Below are 16,027 nucleotides of genomic sequence, written 5' to 3' on the forward strand. Positions count from 1 at the left end.
GCGAGAAGGATTCAGGCAGAGTTCACCGGGGTGAGGCCGACCCGGCCGGCGAGTTCGGTGATGGCCTCCTGGCGGCCGGTGCCGAGGCCGTGCCGGGTGACGTTGAGGGCGCCGGCGGCGGCTCCGGTGCGGACCGCCTCGTGCAGGTCGCCGCCGCGGGCCAGCACGGTGGCGACGGCGGCGGTCATCGAGTCACCGGCGCCGCGGTGGTCGACCACCTGCAGGGCGGGCATGTCGACCAGGAACGCCTCGTCGTCGAGCAGCGCGATGCCGGGCTTGTCGGCGCGGCTGATCAGCACCGACTCGGTGCCCTTCTTGCGCAGTTCGCGGGCCGCGGCGACGAGCGCCTCGTCACTGTCGTCGGAGGCCAGGCCGTCGTCGATCAGCTCCTCGTGGCTGACCTTGAGGAAGTCGACGCCGCCGTCCAGCACCGCGAGCAGCTGGTCGCCGGAGAGGTCGGCGACCACCCGGCAGCCGTGGGTGCGCAGGTCGGCGGCGAGCCGACGGTACACCTCGGCGGGCACCACCTCGGGGGAGGCGGGTCCGCTGAGGATGCTGACGTCGGCGCGCAGCCCCTCGGCCAGGGTGGTGCTGTACAGCTCGTCCAAGTCGTGCCGGCCGAGCGGGTCGCCGGCGAACTCGGCCACCGTGTCCCGGCTGCCGTCGCGGCGATCGTGCACATACCACCCGCTGCCGCTCTGACGCTGCACGGTGCGAACCGAGATGTGCTCTCGCCGCATCAGCGCGGCGACCACGTCGCCGATCTCCCCGCCGACGGCGGCGCAGAGGGTCACCTCGGCGCCCAGCCCGGCGCACATCCGGGCCTGCCAGATGCCCTGCCCGCCGGGGTGGACGTGGAGTTCCGGGTTGTCCCCGGAGTGCTGTTCGATGGTCACGGTGAGTTGCGGGACCGGCGCGAAGATCATTACCGTCGGCATACGCGCCGATTACCCACTGCGCGCCGGGCCAACCTGTGAAGAAGCTGCGGATCACCCCTTGACGGCCCCGGCGGTGATGCCGGCGACGAAGTGGCGCTGGAGGAACGCGTACGCGATGATCATCGGTAGGGAGGCCACCACCACGCCGGTGAAGAGCAGCGGATACTCGGTCAGGTACTCGCCCTGGAAGTCGAGCAGCGCCAGCGGCAGGGTCCGTTTTGACGGGTCGTCGATGAAGAGCAGCGGATAGAGCAGATCGTTCCAGTGCATCACGACCAGGAAGATCGCGGTGGCGGCGAGGCTGGGCAGTGACACCGGCACGGCGATCCGCCAGAAGGTGGCCCACGGCCCGGCCCCGTCGATCTCCGCGGCCTCGTAGAGTTCGCCGGGCAGGGTGCGCATGAACCCGGCCAGGATGAAGACCGCGACCGGCAGGGTGACCACGATGTTGACCAGGATCAGCCCGGTCAGGCTGTCGCGCAGGCCGAGCCGCTCGAACTGCACGTACTGCGGGATCATGATCGCCTGCGCGGGCACGGCAAGCCCGAGCGCGAAGATCCCGAACAGGATCCGGGACGGCCATTTCGGCAGCCGGGCCACCGCGAACGCGACGAGAGCGCCCAGCAGGAGCGTCGACGGCACGGAGATCGACACCACGAAGAGACTGTTGCCCAGTACGCCGATCAGCCCCTGTCCGGTGAGGACCGTGGTGTAGTTGTCCAGCGTCGGGTTCACCGGCGGCCCGAACGGGTCGGCGAACAGGTCCGGTGTGGTCTTGAAGCTGCCGCCCACGATCACGATCAGCGGCACCACGATGAGGAGCGCGTAGACGCCGAGAACCGCCCGCCGGATCATCGGTGCACCGCCTTTCCGGCCCGGTTCTGCAACCAGGTGACCAGGGCGATCGCGGCCATGAAGACGATCGACTCGGCGGCCGCGTAGCCCAGTTGCGAGTTGGCGAACGTGCTGTAGATCCGGGTGGCCAGCACGTCCAGCCCGGCCCGCGGCGGATTGCCGGCCAGCCCCAGGATCAGATCGAAGGCCTTGAACGATTGGAGCGTGGTGTACGCGATGACCAGCGTGGTCGCCGGCGCCACCATCGGCCAGGTGACGTGCCGGAACTGCTGCCAGCGCCCGGCCCCGTCGGTGCGCGCCGCGTCGTACAGCTCCTCCGGGATCTGGTTGATCCCGGCGATGTAGACGACCATCATCTGCCCGGCGTGGAACCAGATCTGCGCCACCGCCACCCACAGGATCGCCGTCGACTCGTTCCCCAGATAGGCCGACTTGAGGGAGTCCAGCCCGACCGCCCCGAGCAGGTTGTTGGCCAGCCCGAAGTTGGGGTCGTAGACGAACTTCCAGATGAACGCCACCGACACCGAGGACAGCACGGTGGGCAGGAAGAACAGCGCCCGCAGGAACGTCGACGACCGGCTGCGGGCGGCCAGCAGCACCGCGAGCAGCAGCGCCAGCGCGGTCTGCCCGATCACCACCACCAGCAGGAACTTCAGGTTGTTGGTGAGCGCGTTGCGGAACAGGTCGTCGTCGCTCACCACGTCGGTCAGGTTGGCCAGGCCGACATCGGTGAAGGTGGGGCTGTAGCCGTCCCAGTCGGTGGTGGCGTACCGCAGGCCCTGCACGGCGGGAAGCAGGAAGAATCCGCCGTACAGGGCCAGCGCGGGCGCCGCGAAGAGCCAGAGCTTGAACCTCATCGCTTCTGGTCGACGACCTTCTGGGCCTCCTCGGCCGCCTGCTCCGGGCTCTTGCCGCCGGCCACCGCGACCGTCGCGTTCTCCACCGCGCCGCGGATGTCCAGGTTGGTGAACTGGAAACGCGGCGCGAGCGCGGTCTTCTTCGTCAGCCACGGCGCGAGGGCCTTGAGGTCGGGGTTGGTGTACTCCACACCCTTGACCGTGACGTGCTGGCTGGTGCCGTTGGCGTACACCCCGGCGACCGCCGGGTCGGACAGGTGCCCGATCCAGGCGCGGGCCTGGTCCTGCTTGGCCGACTTGGCGTTCACGCCGAGGATGAAGGTGGCGTTGAAGACGCCCTCGTACTTCGCCTTGTCCGCGGTGGTGGTGATCGGCGCGAGCAGGTCGATCGGGAACGTCGCGCCCAGCTTGCGGACCCCGGCCACCTGGAACGAGCCGGTGGCCAGCAGGGCCGCCTTGCCCTGGGCGAACAGGGCGAGCGCGGCGTCGCTGCTGGTGCCGGTGGCGCTGTCCTGGAAGTACGGGCGCAACTCGGCGTACTGCTTGAGCACGGTGAGGAACCAGTCGTCGGTCACCTTGTACTCGCCGGTCTCGATCTTGCCGAGCGCGTCGTCGGTGGGCGCGTTGTTGACCACCAGCACGTTGAGCAGCTGACCGGCGTTGGCCGCGTCGCCGCCCGGCCAGGCGATCGGGGCGACACCCTGGCTCTTCAGCTTGTCGGCCAGGGCCAGGAAGCCCTGCCAGTCCTTCGGCGCCTCACCCAGCCCGGCCTTGCTGATCAGGTCGGTGTTGGCCAGCGGGGTGTTGAAGACCAGCTGGTACGGCACCCCGTACTGCTTGCCCTCGGTGGCGCCCGCGGTGATCAGCGAGGGCTCGTACCGGGACAGGAACGCCTGCCCGGTCAGGTCGGTGGACACCCCGGCCTTGGCGATGTCGAGGAACTGGGCGCCCCGGAACGCGGTGAACGCGTCCCCGACCGTACCGCCGCGAAGTTTTTGAAGTGCCGTGCTCTGGTAGTCGTTGGACGGCGAGATGTCCTGGCGGATCTTGAGGGATGAGGTCTTCTGGAACTCGGCGATGATCTGCTCGAACACCTCCTTGTCCTCGGCCCGCCAGTGCGCGAACGACAGGTCGCCACCGGCTTCGGCTTTGGTCCCGGAGTCGCCGCCCGGCCCGGCGCAGGCGGCCAGGAACGACGCGGCGCCCGCGCCAGCGGCGAGTTTCAGCAGGTTACGACGGTTATAGGTGGTCATCAGAAGGCTCCTGACAGGAGGCCGCGGCGGCGCAGTTCGGGCAGTAGGCCCTCACCGGCGTGGTAGGCCTCTTCGAGGTGGGGGTATCCGGAGAGGATGAACTCGTCGATGCCGAGTGCGTGGTACTCGGCGATCCGGTCGGCGACCTCGGTGTGGCTGCCGACCAGGGCTGTTCCGGCGCCGGGGCGGACGAGCCCGACCCCAGCCCATAGATTAGGGTAGATCTCCAGGCTGTCGCGAGTACCCCCGTGCAGGGCCAGCATCCGCTGCTGGCCCACCGAGTCGGCCTGGCGCAGTGAGGCCTGCGCCTTGGCGATCTGCTCCGGGGTGAGGGCGTCCAGCAGCGCGTCCGCCTCGGCCCAGGCCTGCTTCGAGGTGTCCCGGGTGATCACGTGCAGCCGGATGCCGAACCGGCCGGTGTAGCCGAGTTCGCGCAGTGCGGCGACCTTCCCGGCCACCGCCGCGGGCGGCTCGCCCCAGGTCAGGTAGACCTCGGCGTGGTTGGCGGCCACCTCCAGAGCGGCCTTGGACGAGCCGCCGAAGTAGATCGGCGGGGCGTCGAAACGGCGCGGCGCGTAGGCTCCGGCGACCTTGAAGTGGGCGCCCTCGAAGTCGAACGGGCCCTCCCAGGCGCCGCGTAGCACGGTCAGGAACTCGCCGGTGCGGGCGTACCGCTCGTCCTTGTCCAGCCAGTCGCCGAAGCGCTGCTGCTCGGCCGCGTCGCTGCCGGTGACGATGTTGAGCATCAGCCGGCCGCGGGAGATCCGCTGGAAGGTGGCGGCCATCTGGGCGGCCAGGGTGGGGGAGAGCGACCCGGGGCGGAACGCCACCAGGAACTTCAGCGTGCTGGTCTCCCGGGCGATGGCCGCGGTGGTCAGCCAGGCGTCCTCGCACCAGGTGCCGGTCGGGGTGAGCACCCCGGTGAACCCGGTGCGCTCGGCGGCGCGGGCGACGTCGATCAGGTAGTCGATGTCGGGCTCGCGCAGTGCCGCACCGTCGGTGTGCGTGCTGCGGCCGCCACGGTCGTCAACGCCCACGATGGACCGGCTGTCACCGGTCGTGGGCAGGAACCAATGCAGGACCACGGGCATGCTCGGAACTGTATGTGCACATCTCCTATCGATCAAGGAGGTGAAGGAGAATATGTGCACGTTCCCATACGGCGGGACGGGAGCCCTCGTGGAGAGCTCCCGTCCCGTCGGTGGTGGATCAGTGCCGGTCGGGCAGCAGCCAGCGCACCCGGCGCACGAGTTCCCCGGTGTTCACCGGCTTCGGCATGTACTCCTCGGCGCCGGAGACGTACGCCAATTCGATGTCGGTCTCGGTGGCCATCCCGCTCAGCACGATCACCGGGATCTCCGCGGTGGCCGGCTCGGCGTGCATCCGGTAACAGACGCTCAGCCCGTCCATCCCCGGCATCGCGATGTCCAGCACCACCAGGTCGGGCAGGGCCTCGTTGACGATCGTCAGCGCGGTGCAGCCGTCGCCCGCGGTGGTGGTCCGGTAACCGGCCATCTGGAGCTTGAAGGTGACCAGGTCGCGCACGTCCTCGTCGTCGTCGACGACGAGCACCAACTGCCCGGTGCCGGTACGGGGGAGAACGGGCGCGATGTCCATCATGGCCGTCATCTGATTCTCCGGTCCTCTCGGATCCTCTGGCGTGGGCGGCGCTGCGCCGCCGAGGTGACCCGAGAATCGGCCCGTCCCGGGCACCATCCAGGTAAACGCCGGTTGCCGAACGGTTGCGGCTGGGCCCGCCCTATGCGGCCGGAGTGACAGCCGGGACCTCGGACCGCTCGGCCGGGATCCGGGCCTGCCGCGCCGTCACCGCGCGCTCGGCCCGGCCCCGGCCCAGGAACGCCACCGTCCACCGGATCAGGGCGCTCATCCGGTTGCGGCCCCTCGGCAGGTACGCCCAGTGCACCAGCAGCCAGAGCAGCCAGCCGGCCAGGCCGCTCAGGTGCAGCCCGCGCAGGTCGGCGACCGCGGAGAACCGGGACACCGTGGCGATGTCGCCCTTGTCGAAGTAGCGGAACGGCTTCCCGGCCGGTTTGCCGGTCAGCCGCCGCCGGATGACCCCGCCCGCGTAGCCGCCGCCCTGGATCGAGACCTGGGCGACGCCGGGCAGGCGGCCCCGGCTCATCAGGTCGCCGACCACGAAGATCTCCGGGTGGCCGGGGACGGTCAGGTCCGGCTCGACCAGGATCCGGCCGTTGCGGTCGGTCGGGGCGCCGGTGGCCTCGGCCAGCCGGCGGGCCAGCGGCGCGGCGGCCACCCCGGCACTCCACACCTTGGTCATCGCCTCGATCCGCTCACCACCGGCCACCACCGCGACGTCGTCCATGTCGGTGACCCGGGCGCCGGTCCGGATCTCCACGCCGATTCGGCGCAGCCGGCGGGCGGCCGCCTCCGACGACTCCGGGCTGAACGTCGGCAGGATCCGGTCGACCGCGTCGACCAGCACGATCCGGGACTGGGCCGGGTCGATCCGGCGGTACTCGCCGGCCAGCGTGCGGTGCGCGATCTCGGCGATCTGGCCGGCCAGCTCGACACCGGTCGGGCCGGCCCCGACGATCACGAAGGTCATCCAGCGGGCCGCCTCGGCCGGATCGCCGGCCAGCTCGGCCATCTCGAAAGCGGTCAGGATCCTCGAGCGCAGCTCCACGGCGTCGTCGATGCTCTTCAGGCCGGGCGCGTACGCCGCGAACCGGTCGTTGCCGAAGTACGACTGGGTGGTGCCCGCGGCCACGATCAGCGTGTCGTACGGCACCTGGTACGGCATCCCGCCGGGCGCGGTCGCGGTGACCGTGCGGCCCTCGACGTCCACGTCGGTGACCCAGCCGAGCAGCACGTTCGTGTGCGGCTGACCGCGGAACATCTCCCGCACCGGGGTGGAGACCTCGCCGGGCGACAGCACGCCGGTGGCGACCTGGTAGATCAGCGGCTCGAAGACGTGGTGGTTGGTCCCGTTGATCACGGTGACCTCGGCCGGGGCCTTCCGCAGCGCCTTCGCGGCGTACTTGCCCCCGAATCCCGCACCCACCACGACGACCCGGTGCCGGCCCTGTTCGATCATCTCGATCACGCTCCTCGCTACGTCCAGTAGAACGCTTCCGAGGGGGCCATGAGTCCTCTGACGAGCGCGATGATGCTCACCGGCCGGAGCTGTCACAAAAGGCCGGGGAGCATCGTCCCCGGCCTTTTGCATCGATCGGTGTTACTGCACGACGAACAGCAGGCGGTTCGGCGAGCCGGTGCCCGGGCTGGTGACCACGCCGGTGGTGGCGCTGGACGTCAGCGACGAGGAGACCTGCGCCGGGGTGTAGGACGGGTTGCGGGACAGCACCAGGGCCGCCGCGCCGGCCACGTGCGGGGCCGCCATCGAGGTGCCGTTGATGGTGTTGGTGGCGGAGTTGCTGGTGTACCAGGCCGACGTGATCGCCGAGCCGGGCGCGAAGATGTCCAGCACGCTGCCGTAGTTGGAGTAGCTGGCCCGCGCGTCGGTGCGGGTGGTGGCGCCGACCGTGATCGCCGAGGCGACCCGGGCGGGCGAGTAGTTCGAGGCGTTGGCGTTGTTGTTGCCGGCCGCCACCGCGTAGGTCACACCCGAGGCGATCGAGTTGGCCACCGCGTTGTCGATGGTGGTGCTGGCGCCGCCGCCGAGGCTCATGTTGGCGACCGCCGGCTTGACCGCGTTCTGGGTCACCCAGTTGACGCCGGCGACGACACCGGCGGTGGTGCCGGAGCCGGCACAGTTGAGCACCCGGACACCGACCAGCCGGACCGCCTTGGCCACGCCGTAGGTGGAGCCGCCGACCGTGCCGGCGACGTGGGTGCCGTGGCCGTTGCAGTCCACCGCGCCGCTGCCGACCGCGTCGTAACCCGCGGTGGCCCGGCCGCCGAACTGGCTGTGCGTGTAGCGGATGCCGGTGTCGATGATGTACGCGGTGACGTTGGAGGCAGTCACCGGGTAGGTGTACGTGGTGCTCAGGGGGAGGGCGCGCTGGTCGATCCGGTCGATGCCCCAGGTGGCGTTGGTCTGGGTGGCGGCGAGCGAGATCACCTGGTTCTGCTCGACGTACGCCACCTTGGAGTTCGCCGCCAGGCGCTTGGCCTGGTACTCGGTCAGGGTGGCCTCGTAGCCGTTGACGGCGGTGCCGAAGCTGCGCTGGACCGCGCCGCCGTAGGACTTGGTCAGCCCGGCCTCCCGCGCGCCGGACTTCAGGACCACGATGTAGCTGCCGGGGATCGCGGTCGCGGACCCGGCCGCGAGGATCGTGCCGGTAGCGGGGGCGGCCGCGGCGGGGGTGCCGGTCGCCACGACGGCCGTCGCCAGAGCGAACAGACCGGCGGCCAGCATCCGGCCGTGTCGTCGAATCGCCATGATCTTTCCCTCTCTCGCGCCTGCCGGTGACGCCCAGGGGATAGACGTACATCACTCGACAGGTTTCCCGAGAGCGTATTCGCGCAGGCCCGCAGGACCTTCATATCGAACTGTATATATCCCCGGCTCAGGGATCGGACGACCGTGCCGACAATAGGGGTGAAAGGGACATAGTCGGATACGAGGCGAGACGATGAGACTTCCGATGGCCGTACCGCCCGTAGTCGGCTACGCGGCGCTCTACCTGATCGCCGTCCTCGCCGGCGCCGGCACCACCCTGGGCGGCGCCGGCGAGCCACTGGTCTGGCCGGCCTTCGGCGTCGCGGCCGTCTGGCTGGTGATGAGCCGCGACTCGCTGTGGCGCTGGGCCGAGATGGGCCTGATCGGCGTGCTCACCGTCGCCGCCCTCCTGATCACCGGCTCCGGCCCGATGGACGCCCTGCTGGAAGGCCTGACCGCGATGGTCGGCGCGCTCACCCTCGCCGTCGCCGCGGTCCGCTGGCTGCCCAGCATCCGGCCGGCCGGCGACGGCGGGCGCCCGCTGTCCAGCCTGCGGGACCTGTGGTGGCTCACCCTCTGCGCGGTGCTCGCCGCCGTCGCCTCGGCCGTCCTGCGCACCGTCGGCGACCTGCTCACCGCCGCCGACGGCACCCTCGCGCTCGCCCCGGCCGCCGCCACCGTGGTCCGCGACACCGTCTCCGTCCTGGTCTTCGGCACCCTCACCCGGCTCGCCGCCGACCTGCTCGGCGGCCACCGCCGGGAACAACTCAAGATCCCGAACTCGCACTGGCTGGAGTGCGGCGCCGTGTTCGCCGTCTCGGCCGCCGGGTACTGGGCGGTCTTCAGCAGCCACGGCCTCCCGATCGGCTTCGTGCTGATCCCGCTCACCGTCTGGGCCGGCCTGCGGATGCCCAGCCCGCTGGTCATCCTGCACGCCGCCGTCTTCGACGTCACCGCGCTGCTCTTCACCATGGTCGGGCACGGCCCGTACGCCACCGTCGCCGACGTCGGCGTCCGGATCCTGCTGATCCAGCTGTACGCCGGAGTCCTCGCCTCGGTCGGCCTGGCCCTCGCCCTCAGCCGCGACGAACGCGACTCGCTGATCGAACGGCTCCAGGTCTCCGAGAGCGAGGCCACCGACAAGGCCACCATGATGACCACGGTGGTCAACTCGATGACCGAAGGCCTCGCCATCCTCGACCACAGCGGCCGGCTGATCCTGCGCAACCCGGCCGCCGGCCGCCTGCTCGGCGCGGTCAACGCCGTCTCCGGCGGCGTGGCCCTCGGCAGCGACCACGGCTTCTTCCGCCCGGACGGCACCGCCCTGGAAGACCGCGAACTGCCGCACGTACGCGCCCTGGCCGGCGAGGAGGTCGAGCCGATGGACGTGCTGGTCCGCAACGCCGCCGTGCCGGAAGGGCGGATCGTCCGGTTCAACGTGGCCCGGCTGGTGCTCGGCACCGGCCCGTACCACGTGGTGGTGGTCTTCCACGACGTCACCGCCGACCGCCGGCACCGCGACGAGCTGATGTCGTTCGCCGGGCGGGTCGCGCACGACCTGCTCAACCCGCTGACCACTATCGAAGGCTGGTCCGAGGTGCTGGAACAGGAACTGTCCGGGTACCAGCCGGCCGAGAAGGTGGCCCGGATCCAGCGGGCCGCCGCCCGGATGCGCACCTTCCTCAACGGGCTGCTCGCCTACACCGCCGCCCGCGACGGCAAACTCATGCCCACCACGGTCAACACCGCCCTGCTCGTCGGCGACATCGTCAACAGCCGGCTGGACCAGGCCGAGGCCAGCGGGGAGGCGCCACCCTACTTCGAGGTGGGCCGGCTCGACCCGGTCGAGGCCGACCCGGTGCTCTTCCGCCAGCTGCTGGAGAACCTGATCGACAACTCGCTGCGGACCATGGGCCCCGGGGTGGCGCCCTACCTGGCGATCGCCTGCCAGCCACAACCCAACCACATGGTCCGGATCGACATCATCGACAACGGGGCCGGCATCCCGCCCGGCATGTGGCACGAGGTGTTCACCAACTTCCACCGGGAGAAGGGCGGCACCGCCAACGGCCTGGAACTGGCCATCTGCAAACGGATCGTGGACCGGCACGGTGGGCTGATCGAGGCCGCCGCCAACCCGTACGGCCAGGGCACCCGGATGTCCTTCACCCTCCCGGCCGGCCGCTCCGCCTACGCCCGCGCCCTGACCCCGGCCCGCTGACCCGCGGCGGTCCCGGTTGGCGTTGCCCCTTGCGGTGCGCTCCGCGCCGCTGCGCGGCACGTGGCTGGTGGTTGTGGTTTGTGTGGTTACTTGCGGTGTGTTTCGCGCCGCTGCGCGGCACGTGGCTGGTGGTTGTGGTTTGTGTGGTTACTTGCGGTGTGTTTCGCGCCGCTGCGCGGCACGGGGGTGGTGGTTGTGGTTTGTGTGGCCCCTTGCGGTGTGTTTCGCGCCGCTGCGCGGCACGTGGGCGTCAGGGGGTGGTGCCGATCATGTCCAGGACGCCGCCGAACAAGGTTGCCGTCGCCTCCTGGTCCAGGTGGCGGGCCTGCCAACCGCGCTGCCGCAGGCCCTGCAGCACCCCGGTCACCGCCGACCGGACGGTGCCCAGAGTGGCCGGGGACAGCAGCACCGCCGAGGTGCCGTCGGCGTGCGCCGCCCGGGCCGCGGCACCCAGCGCCACCAGTGCCGCGGCCGCGCCGTTCAGGATCTGCGTCACGTGCAGCCGGTCCCGGTCCAGGTTGAAGGCGGCCACGTGCACGGCCAGCCCGAGCGCCGTCACCACCCGGCCGGTCTCGTCGCCGCTGAGCACCGCCGGCATGGTCGCCGTGTCGTCGCCGGGGCTGTCCACCCCGTCGCAGAACCCGCTGATCAGCTCGGCGGCCAGCGCCGCCGGAACCGGGCCCTGATCCGGGGCCCGCCGGCGCAGCGCGGCCGCCACGGCGTCGCGCACCACGAACTCCGGGACCACCCGCTGCCGGTCGGCCAGCCGCGCCAGGATCGTGGACACCAGATCGTCCACGCTCATCGCGCCCCGCTGCTCCATCCCTCCACCGTAGCGGCGCACCACGGCATCCTCAGAGGGTGATACGGGCGGTCGTCCCGGACGGCGAACCGGTCACCGTCACCGTCCCCCGATGCGACTCGGCGATGTTGCGGGCGATGGTCAGGCCCAGACCCACACCGGGTACGGCCTGGTCCCGCGCGTGCCGGCCCCGGAAGAACCGATCGAAGACGTACGGCAGCTCGTCCTCGGGGATGCCGATGCCATGATCGGCTACTTCCACGTACGGCCGCGGGGTCTGCCCGGTCCTGATCGTGATCGGACAGTCGGCCGGCGTGAACAGCAGCGCGTTGCGCACCAGCTGGGACACCGCGTGGGCGAGGCGGGACAGATCGGCCCGCACCGGCACCGCGCCGTCCCGGTGCACCAGCACCGTCTCCGGCCGCGGCACGATCAGCGGCCGGCAGATCTTCAGCGCGGCGTCCAGCACGGTGTCCAGCTCGACGGTGCCGTCCGGGCCGGGCAGCGGGGCGTCCGCCGGGCGGGTGCCGGCCAGCAGGTGGTCGACCATCGACACCAGGCGTTCGCCGTTGCGGTGGATGGGCTCGATCAGGCGCCGGTACGGGGCCAGCTCCTGCTCCTGATCACCGAGGATCTCCAGGTAGCCCTGAATCGAGGTGACCGGTGTCCGCAGCTCGTGGGTGATCGTCGCGACCAGGTCGTCCTCACGCTGCGAGGCCCGGGACAGTTCGTCGCCGAGATCGGACAGCCGCAGCCGGGTCCGGATCGACGCCAGGTGTACCGCCGCCTGCCCGGCGAACATCACCAGATCGCCCACCTGCCGGTCGCCGACCTCGCGCGGCTGGTCGCCGACCACGCACAGGGCGCCCAGGACGTGCCCCTCCTCGTCCACGATCGGCGCGCCGGCGTAGAACCGGATGTGCGGGGATCCGGTCACGTTCGGGTAGTCGCGGAACCGGGCGTCCCGGGTCGCGTCCGGCACCACCAGCGGTTCCCCGGTCGGCACCAGGTATCTGCAGAACGAGACGTCCAGAGGGGTCTGCTCGTCGGCGATCCCGTGGGTGCCGGCGAACCACTGCCGTTCCCGGTCGATCAGTGAGACGGCCGCCATCGGGGTGTCGAACATCGACGCGGCCAGCCGGGTCAGGTCGTCCAGCACGGCCGGCCGTGGGCGATCCAGCACCTGGTAGGAGTGCAGCGCCTCAAGTCTGGCCTGCTCCGACTGGACAGCGGTCTCACGCTCCACGACTGCTCTTCGGCTCCGGCTCAGCCGACCTGAGCGGAATCGGTCACCGTCTCCACCATCGCGGGAGCGGTCACCGACGGCAGGGTGAAGACGAACCGGGAGCCGCCGCCGGGGTTGTCCGCGGCGCTGATCGTGCCACCGTGCCGCTCCACGATCCGCTGGCAGATGCCCAGGCCGAGACCGGTCCCGGCGTACCCCAGGGAGGGGTGTGCCCGGTGGAACCGGCCGAAGATCTCGTCGTGCTGCCCGGCCGGGATGCCGATGCCGTTGTCCGCCACGCAGACCCGCACCATCGGGCCGTCGACGGTCGCGGTCACCGTCAGTATCGGGGTCACACCCGCCGCGGTGTACTTGATCGCGTTGCCGATCAGGTTGTCCAGCAGTTGCCGGACCAGCACCGGATCGGCCCGTACCGGCGGCAGGTCGGCCACCGCGAACCGGGGCGGCGGCAACCCGGCGGCGATCGCCGCGTCCAGCCGGGCCACCGTCACCTCGGCCAGCATCGCGGCCAGATCCACCTCGGCCGTGGTGACGGTGGCCTCCCGTGCGGTCGCGTAGTCGAGCAGGCCGTTGATCAGCGCCCGCATCCGCGCCGCCGACCGGGTGACCCGCTCCAGGCCGTCCCGGGCCCGGTCCGCCGCCGGATGCGCCGGCACCTGCCCGAGCGCCGACGTGGCCACCTCGGCCCAGCCGCTGATCACGGTCAGCGGGCTGAGCAGGTCGTGTGCGGCCACCTCGGCGAACCCGGTCAGCTCCTCCCGCTGCCGGCGCTCGGCGGTGACGTCGTGCAGCAGGATCACCACGCTGGTGGTGCCGTCCGGATCGGGCAGCGGCGCGGTGCGCACGGTGACCACCCGGCCGTCCGGCACACCCGGGTTCCGGATCAGCACGTCGGTGCCGTCCCGGCCCGCGATCCGCAGCAGCCGAGCCATCTCCTCGTCGCCGAGCGGTGTGCCGTCCAGGTGGTGCAGCCCGTAGTGGGCGCTGCTGCCCAGCCGCCCGTCCGGGCTGATGAAGCCACCGATCAGCTCGGCCGCCGCCGGATTGCGCAGCACCACCCGGCCGGCGGCGTCCACCACCACCAGGCCGTCCGCGGTCGAGTCGATGATCGTCTGGAGCAGGTCGGCGCGCTGCGACGCCACCTCCCGCTCGGCCGCCAGCCGCGTCTTCTCGGCGGCCAGCGCGGCCAGTGCGGCGTCCCGCTCGTCCCGGCCGAGCGCCAGGGCCAGCCCGGCCACCGCCACCAGCGCGACGAACAGCTGCGCCACGAAGGCCCGGGTGGCCGGATCCGGGATGTCCGCGAACGAGCCGTGCCCGTTGATCGTGAACAGCATGGTGATCGCGCCGACGAGCAGACTGTGCACCACCACGAACGTGGTGGGGAACCGCAGCCCCACCCAGACGGTCACCGCGATCAGGATGAACCCGACCGGCAGGTCGTGGTCGTAGACGAAACCGGCCCAGTAGACGGCGCCGGAGCAGAGGGCCAGCGCGGCGTACTCGGCCGGCCGGCGTGGCCACGCCGGTCTCCGGCGGCCGGCCCGGTGCACCGCCAGGGCGTGCCGCAGATACAGCCAGGCGCCACCGATCAGCACGATGCTCGCCGTGTTGCGGGACAGCCACACCGTGGTCGCCGCCCACGAATGCTGATCGGCGACCAGCCACAACACCACCGGCCCGGTCGCAGCGCCGGCCACCGTGGCGGCGAACGCGGCGGCCAGCAGGGCCCACAGATCATTCGGCCCGCGCAGGGCGCCGGCCGCCACCGCCGGCCGCCAGCGGCCGATCAGCCGCATGAAGACCTTGATCTGTACCAGGTTCGCGACCGCGAATAACACCGCCGTCACCGGTGACGCGCCGGTCACCGTGTTCGCCGCGACGGTGATCACGACGAGCGCGACCGCGTCCGCCCAGCGGGCGGGAGCCTTGCGCTGGGCGCAGAACCAGGCCACCGCGACACCGGCGGCGGGCCAGACCATGCTGATCCCGGCACCGGCCAGTACGGTGCGGCGCCCGATCAGCACCGCGATCAGGAACACCACGGCGAACACACCGGTGCGTGCCAGCGATCGTCGGTAGGTCATCAGCGGCTCCCCGGGGACAAACTCCTATCGGCAGGGGGAGCCGCCGACCTGAGCGTCAGCCCACCGCGGCGCGCCGTGCGGTGTACTCGCCACCGCCGGGACGCTGGGCCGGGTACTGGATCAGGTTGTCCGGCTGGTCGTCGTACGAGGTGTCGGCCCAGCGGCGGCCCGGCTCGGGGCGGGCGCTCTCCATCGGGTCGGTGTCGTAGACCGAGCGGCTGTGGAAGCGCTGCCCGTAGTCGAGCATGCCGTCGACCAGCCGGTCCACGTCCGCGGCCGGGCGTACCACCAGGCGCATGAACTGGCTGGTCATGCCGAGCTTGTTGCCGCACTCGCGGGTCATGATGCCGTGGTTGGCGACCAGATAGTCGCGCAGTGCCACCCCGGACCACTCGTTCGGCAGCTTGACCAGGAAGAAGTTGCCCTGTGACGGGAAGACGGTCAGGCCCTGGATGCGCTGCAGCTCCCGGCCCATCGAGCGGCGGTCCCGGCTGAGCAGGCGCAGGCTCTCCTCGTACTCCATCTCGTGGTCGGAGATCATGTGGACCACCTTCTCCGCCAGGGAGTTCAGGTTCCACTTGGGCAGCATCTTGGCGATCTTGCCGGCGATCGCCGGGTTGGCCAGCATGTAGCCGAACCGGATGCCGTGCAGGCCGAAGTTCTTGCCCAGGCTCTTCAGCACCACCGCGTTCGGGCGGATCACCGCGTCCGGGCCGACCGACGGGTAGCGTTCGGCGTCCGAGAAGTCGATGAACGACTCGTCCACCACGACCAGGTCCAGGTCGCTGAGCGCGTCCATGAACCGGATCACGTCACGCCGCGGGATGTAGTGCCCGTCCGGGTTGTTGACGTTGCAGACCACCGCCACCCGGGACTTGCGCTCCCGGATGAACTCGACGTACTCCTCCAGGTCCAGGCGGAAGCCGTCGCGCTCCTGCAGCGGGAACATGTCCACCCGCTTGCCGGTCTCCATCGGCTGGTCGGTCCAGCGCCCGAAGGTCGGGATCGGGATCGCCACGCTCTCCTTGATCAGCAGGTGGTCGATCCAGGTGATCAGCTCGGTCGAGCCGTTCGCCATCGCCACCGTCTGCGGGTGCAGGCCGAGCACACTCGCCAGCTTCTTGGTGATCGCCGCCGAGTCGCTCGGGTAGTACTTCAGGATGCTCTTCAGGTCCCGGGACAGCTCGTCGAACATCTCGGGCGTCGGGAAGTACGGGTTGCACGGGATGCAGAAGTCGACGATCTCCACGCCCTCGCCGGCCGCCCGCGCGACGTCGAAGAACGACGCGCTGTGCGAGCCCTTGTGCAGGATGGACGTATCGATACCAGTCCGTGCCACAGTAGCCTCCCGAACCCCTCCGGTGACGTTGCCGCCCTCCGATACGGG

The 16,027-nt window shown here is 70.8% G+C and carries 13 protein-coding genes; 1 reads left to right on the forward strand and 12 read right to left on the reverse strand.

The window, feature by feature from the left end:
- Positions 1-11: 11 nt before the first annotated feature.
- The 8 genes from ACQ0O7_RS25590 to ACQ0O7_RS25625 form a co-directional block, all read right to left on the reverse strand.
- The gene (locus ACQ0O7_RS25590; RefSeq protein WP_430785050.1) at positions 12-926 is read right to left on the reverse strand and encodes a 1-phosphofructokinase family hexose kinase; all 915 of its coding nucleotides are present in this window, start codon (positions 924-926) and stop codon (positions 12-14) included.
- A 63-nt stretch (positions 927-989) separates the two neighbouring features.
- Positions 990-1,793 (reverse strand): carbohydrate ABC transporter permease, encoded by an 804-nt coding sequence (locus tag ACQ0O7_RS25595; protein WP_430785052.1) that lies wholly within the window; start codon positions 1,791-1,793, stop codon positions 990-992.
- Entirely contained in the window at positions 1,790-2,650 is an 861-nt protein-coding gene (locus ACQ0O7_RS25600; protein WP_430785054.1) for a carbohydrate ABC transporter permease, read from the reverse strand. Before ACQ0O7_RS25600 ends, ACQ0O7_RS25595 begins: the two co-directional genes overlap by 4 nt.
- Positions 2,647-3,903: an ABC transporter substrate-binding protein gene (locus tag ACQ0O7_RS25605; protein ID WP_430785056.1), complete on the reverse strand. Its 1,257-nt coding sequence runs from the start codon at positions 3,901-3,903 to the stop codon at positions 2,647-2,649. The genes ACQ0O7_RS25600 and ACQ0O7_RS25605 overlap by 4 nt, the downstream gene beginning before the upstream one ends.
- Positions 3,903-4,994 carry an LLM class flavin-dependent oxidoreductase gene (locus ACQ0O7_RS25610; RefSeq protein WP_430785058.1) on the reverse strand — a complete coding sequence of 364 codons (1,092 nt, stop codon included), beginning with the start codon at positions 4,992-4,994 and terminating at the stop codon, positions 3,903-3,905. Before ACQ0O7_RS25610 ends, ACQ0O7_RS25605 begins: the two co-directional genes overlap by 1 nt.
- Before the next feature lie 118 nt (positions 4,995-5,112).
- Positions 5,113-5,532, reverse strand: a complete 420-nt coding sequence (locus tag ACQ0O7_RS25615; protein ID WP_430785060.1) for a response regulator transcription factor — start codon at positions 5,530-5,532, stop codon at positions 5,113-5,115.
- Between the two features lie 130 nt (positions 5,533-5,662).
- A complete protein-coding gene (locus ACQ0O7_RS25620; RefSeq protein WP_430785104.1) occupies positions 5,663-6,979 on the reverse strand; it encodes an NAD(P)/FAD-dependent oxidoreductase in 1,317 nt (438 codons plus the stop codon).
- A 141-nt stretch (positions 6,980-7,120) separates the two neighbouring features.
- A complete protein-coding gene (locus tag ACQ0O7_RS25625) occupies positions 7,121-8,287 on the reverse strand; it encodes a S8 family peptidase (protein ID WP_430785062.1) in 1,167 nt (388 codons plus the stop codon).
- Positions 8,288-8,480: 193 nt separating this feature from the next.
- On the opposite strand from ACQ0O7_RS25625, the gene ACQ0O7_RS25630 reads away from it, so the two are divergent.
- Positions 8,481-10,508 (forward strand): ATP-binding protein, encoded by a 2,028-nt coding sequence (locus ACQ0O7_RS25630; RefSeq protein WP_430785064.1) that lies wholly within the window; start codon positions 8,481-8,483, stop codon positions 10,506-10,508.
- 250 nt (positions 10,509-10,758) lie between these two features.
- On the opposite strand, the gene ACQ0O7_RS25635 is transcribed toward ACQ0O7_RS25630, so the two are convergent.
- Genes ACQ0O7_RS25635 through ACQ0O7_RS25650 form a run of 4 tightly spaced genes read right to left on the reverse strand, consistent with a single transcriptional unit; the run spans position 10,759 to position 15,979 of the window.
- Positions 10,759-11,331, reverse strand: a complete 573-nt coding sequence (locus ACQ0O7_RS25635) for a hypothetical protein (protein WP_430785066.1) — start codon at positions 11,329-11,331, stop codon at positions 10,759-10,761.
- 31 nt (positions 11,332-11,362) lie between these two features.
- Positions 11,363-12,556, reverse strand: coding sequence for a GAF domain-containing sensor histidine kinase (locus tag ACQ0O7_RS25640; protein ID WP_430785068.1), 1,194 nt, complete (start codon positions 12,554-12,556; stop codon positions 11,363-11,365).
- A 20-nt stretch (positions 12,557-12,576) separates the two neighbouring features.
- Positions 12,577-14,640, reverse strand: a complete 2,064-nt coding sequence (locus tag ACQ0O7_RS25645; protein WP_430785070.1) for an ATP-binding protein — start codon at positions 14,638-14,640, stop codon at positions 12,577-12,579.
- A 55-nt stretch (positions 14,641-14,695) separates the two neighbouring features.
- Complete coding sequence (locus tag ACQ0O7_RS25650) at positions 14,696-15,979, reverse strand: pyridoxal phosphate-dependent aminotransferase (protein WP_430785072.1); 1,284 nt, start codon at positions 15,977-15,979, stop codon at positions 14,696-14,698.
- Between the last annotated feature and the right edge of the window lie 48 nt (positions 15,980-16,027).

Source organism: Actinoplanes sp. G11-F43 (genome assembly GCF_050589265.1).
Classification (GTDB): Bacteria; Actinomycetota; Actinomycetes; order Mycobacteriales; family Micromonosporaceae; genus Actinoplanes.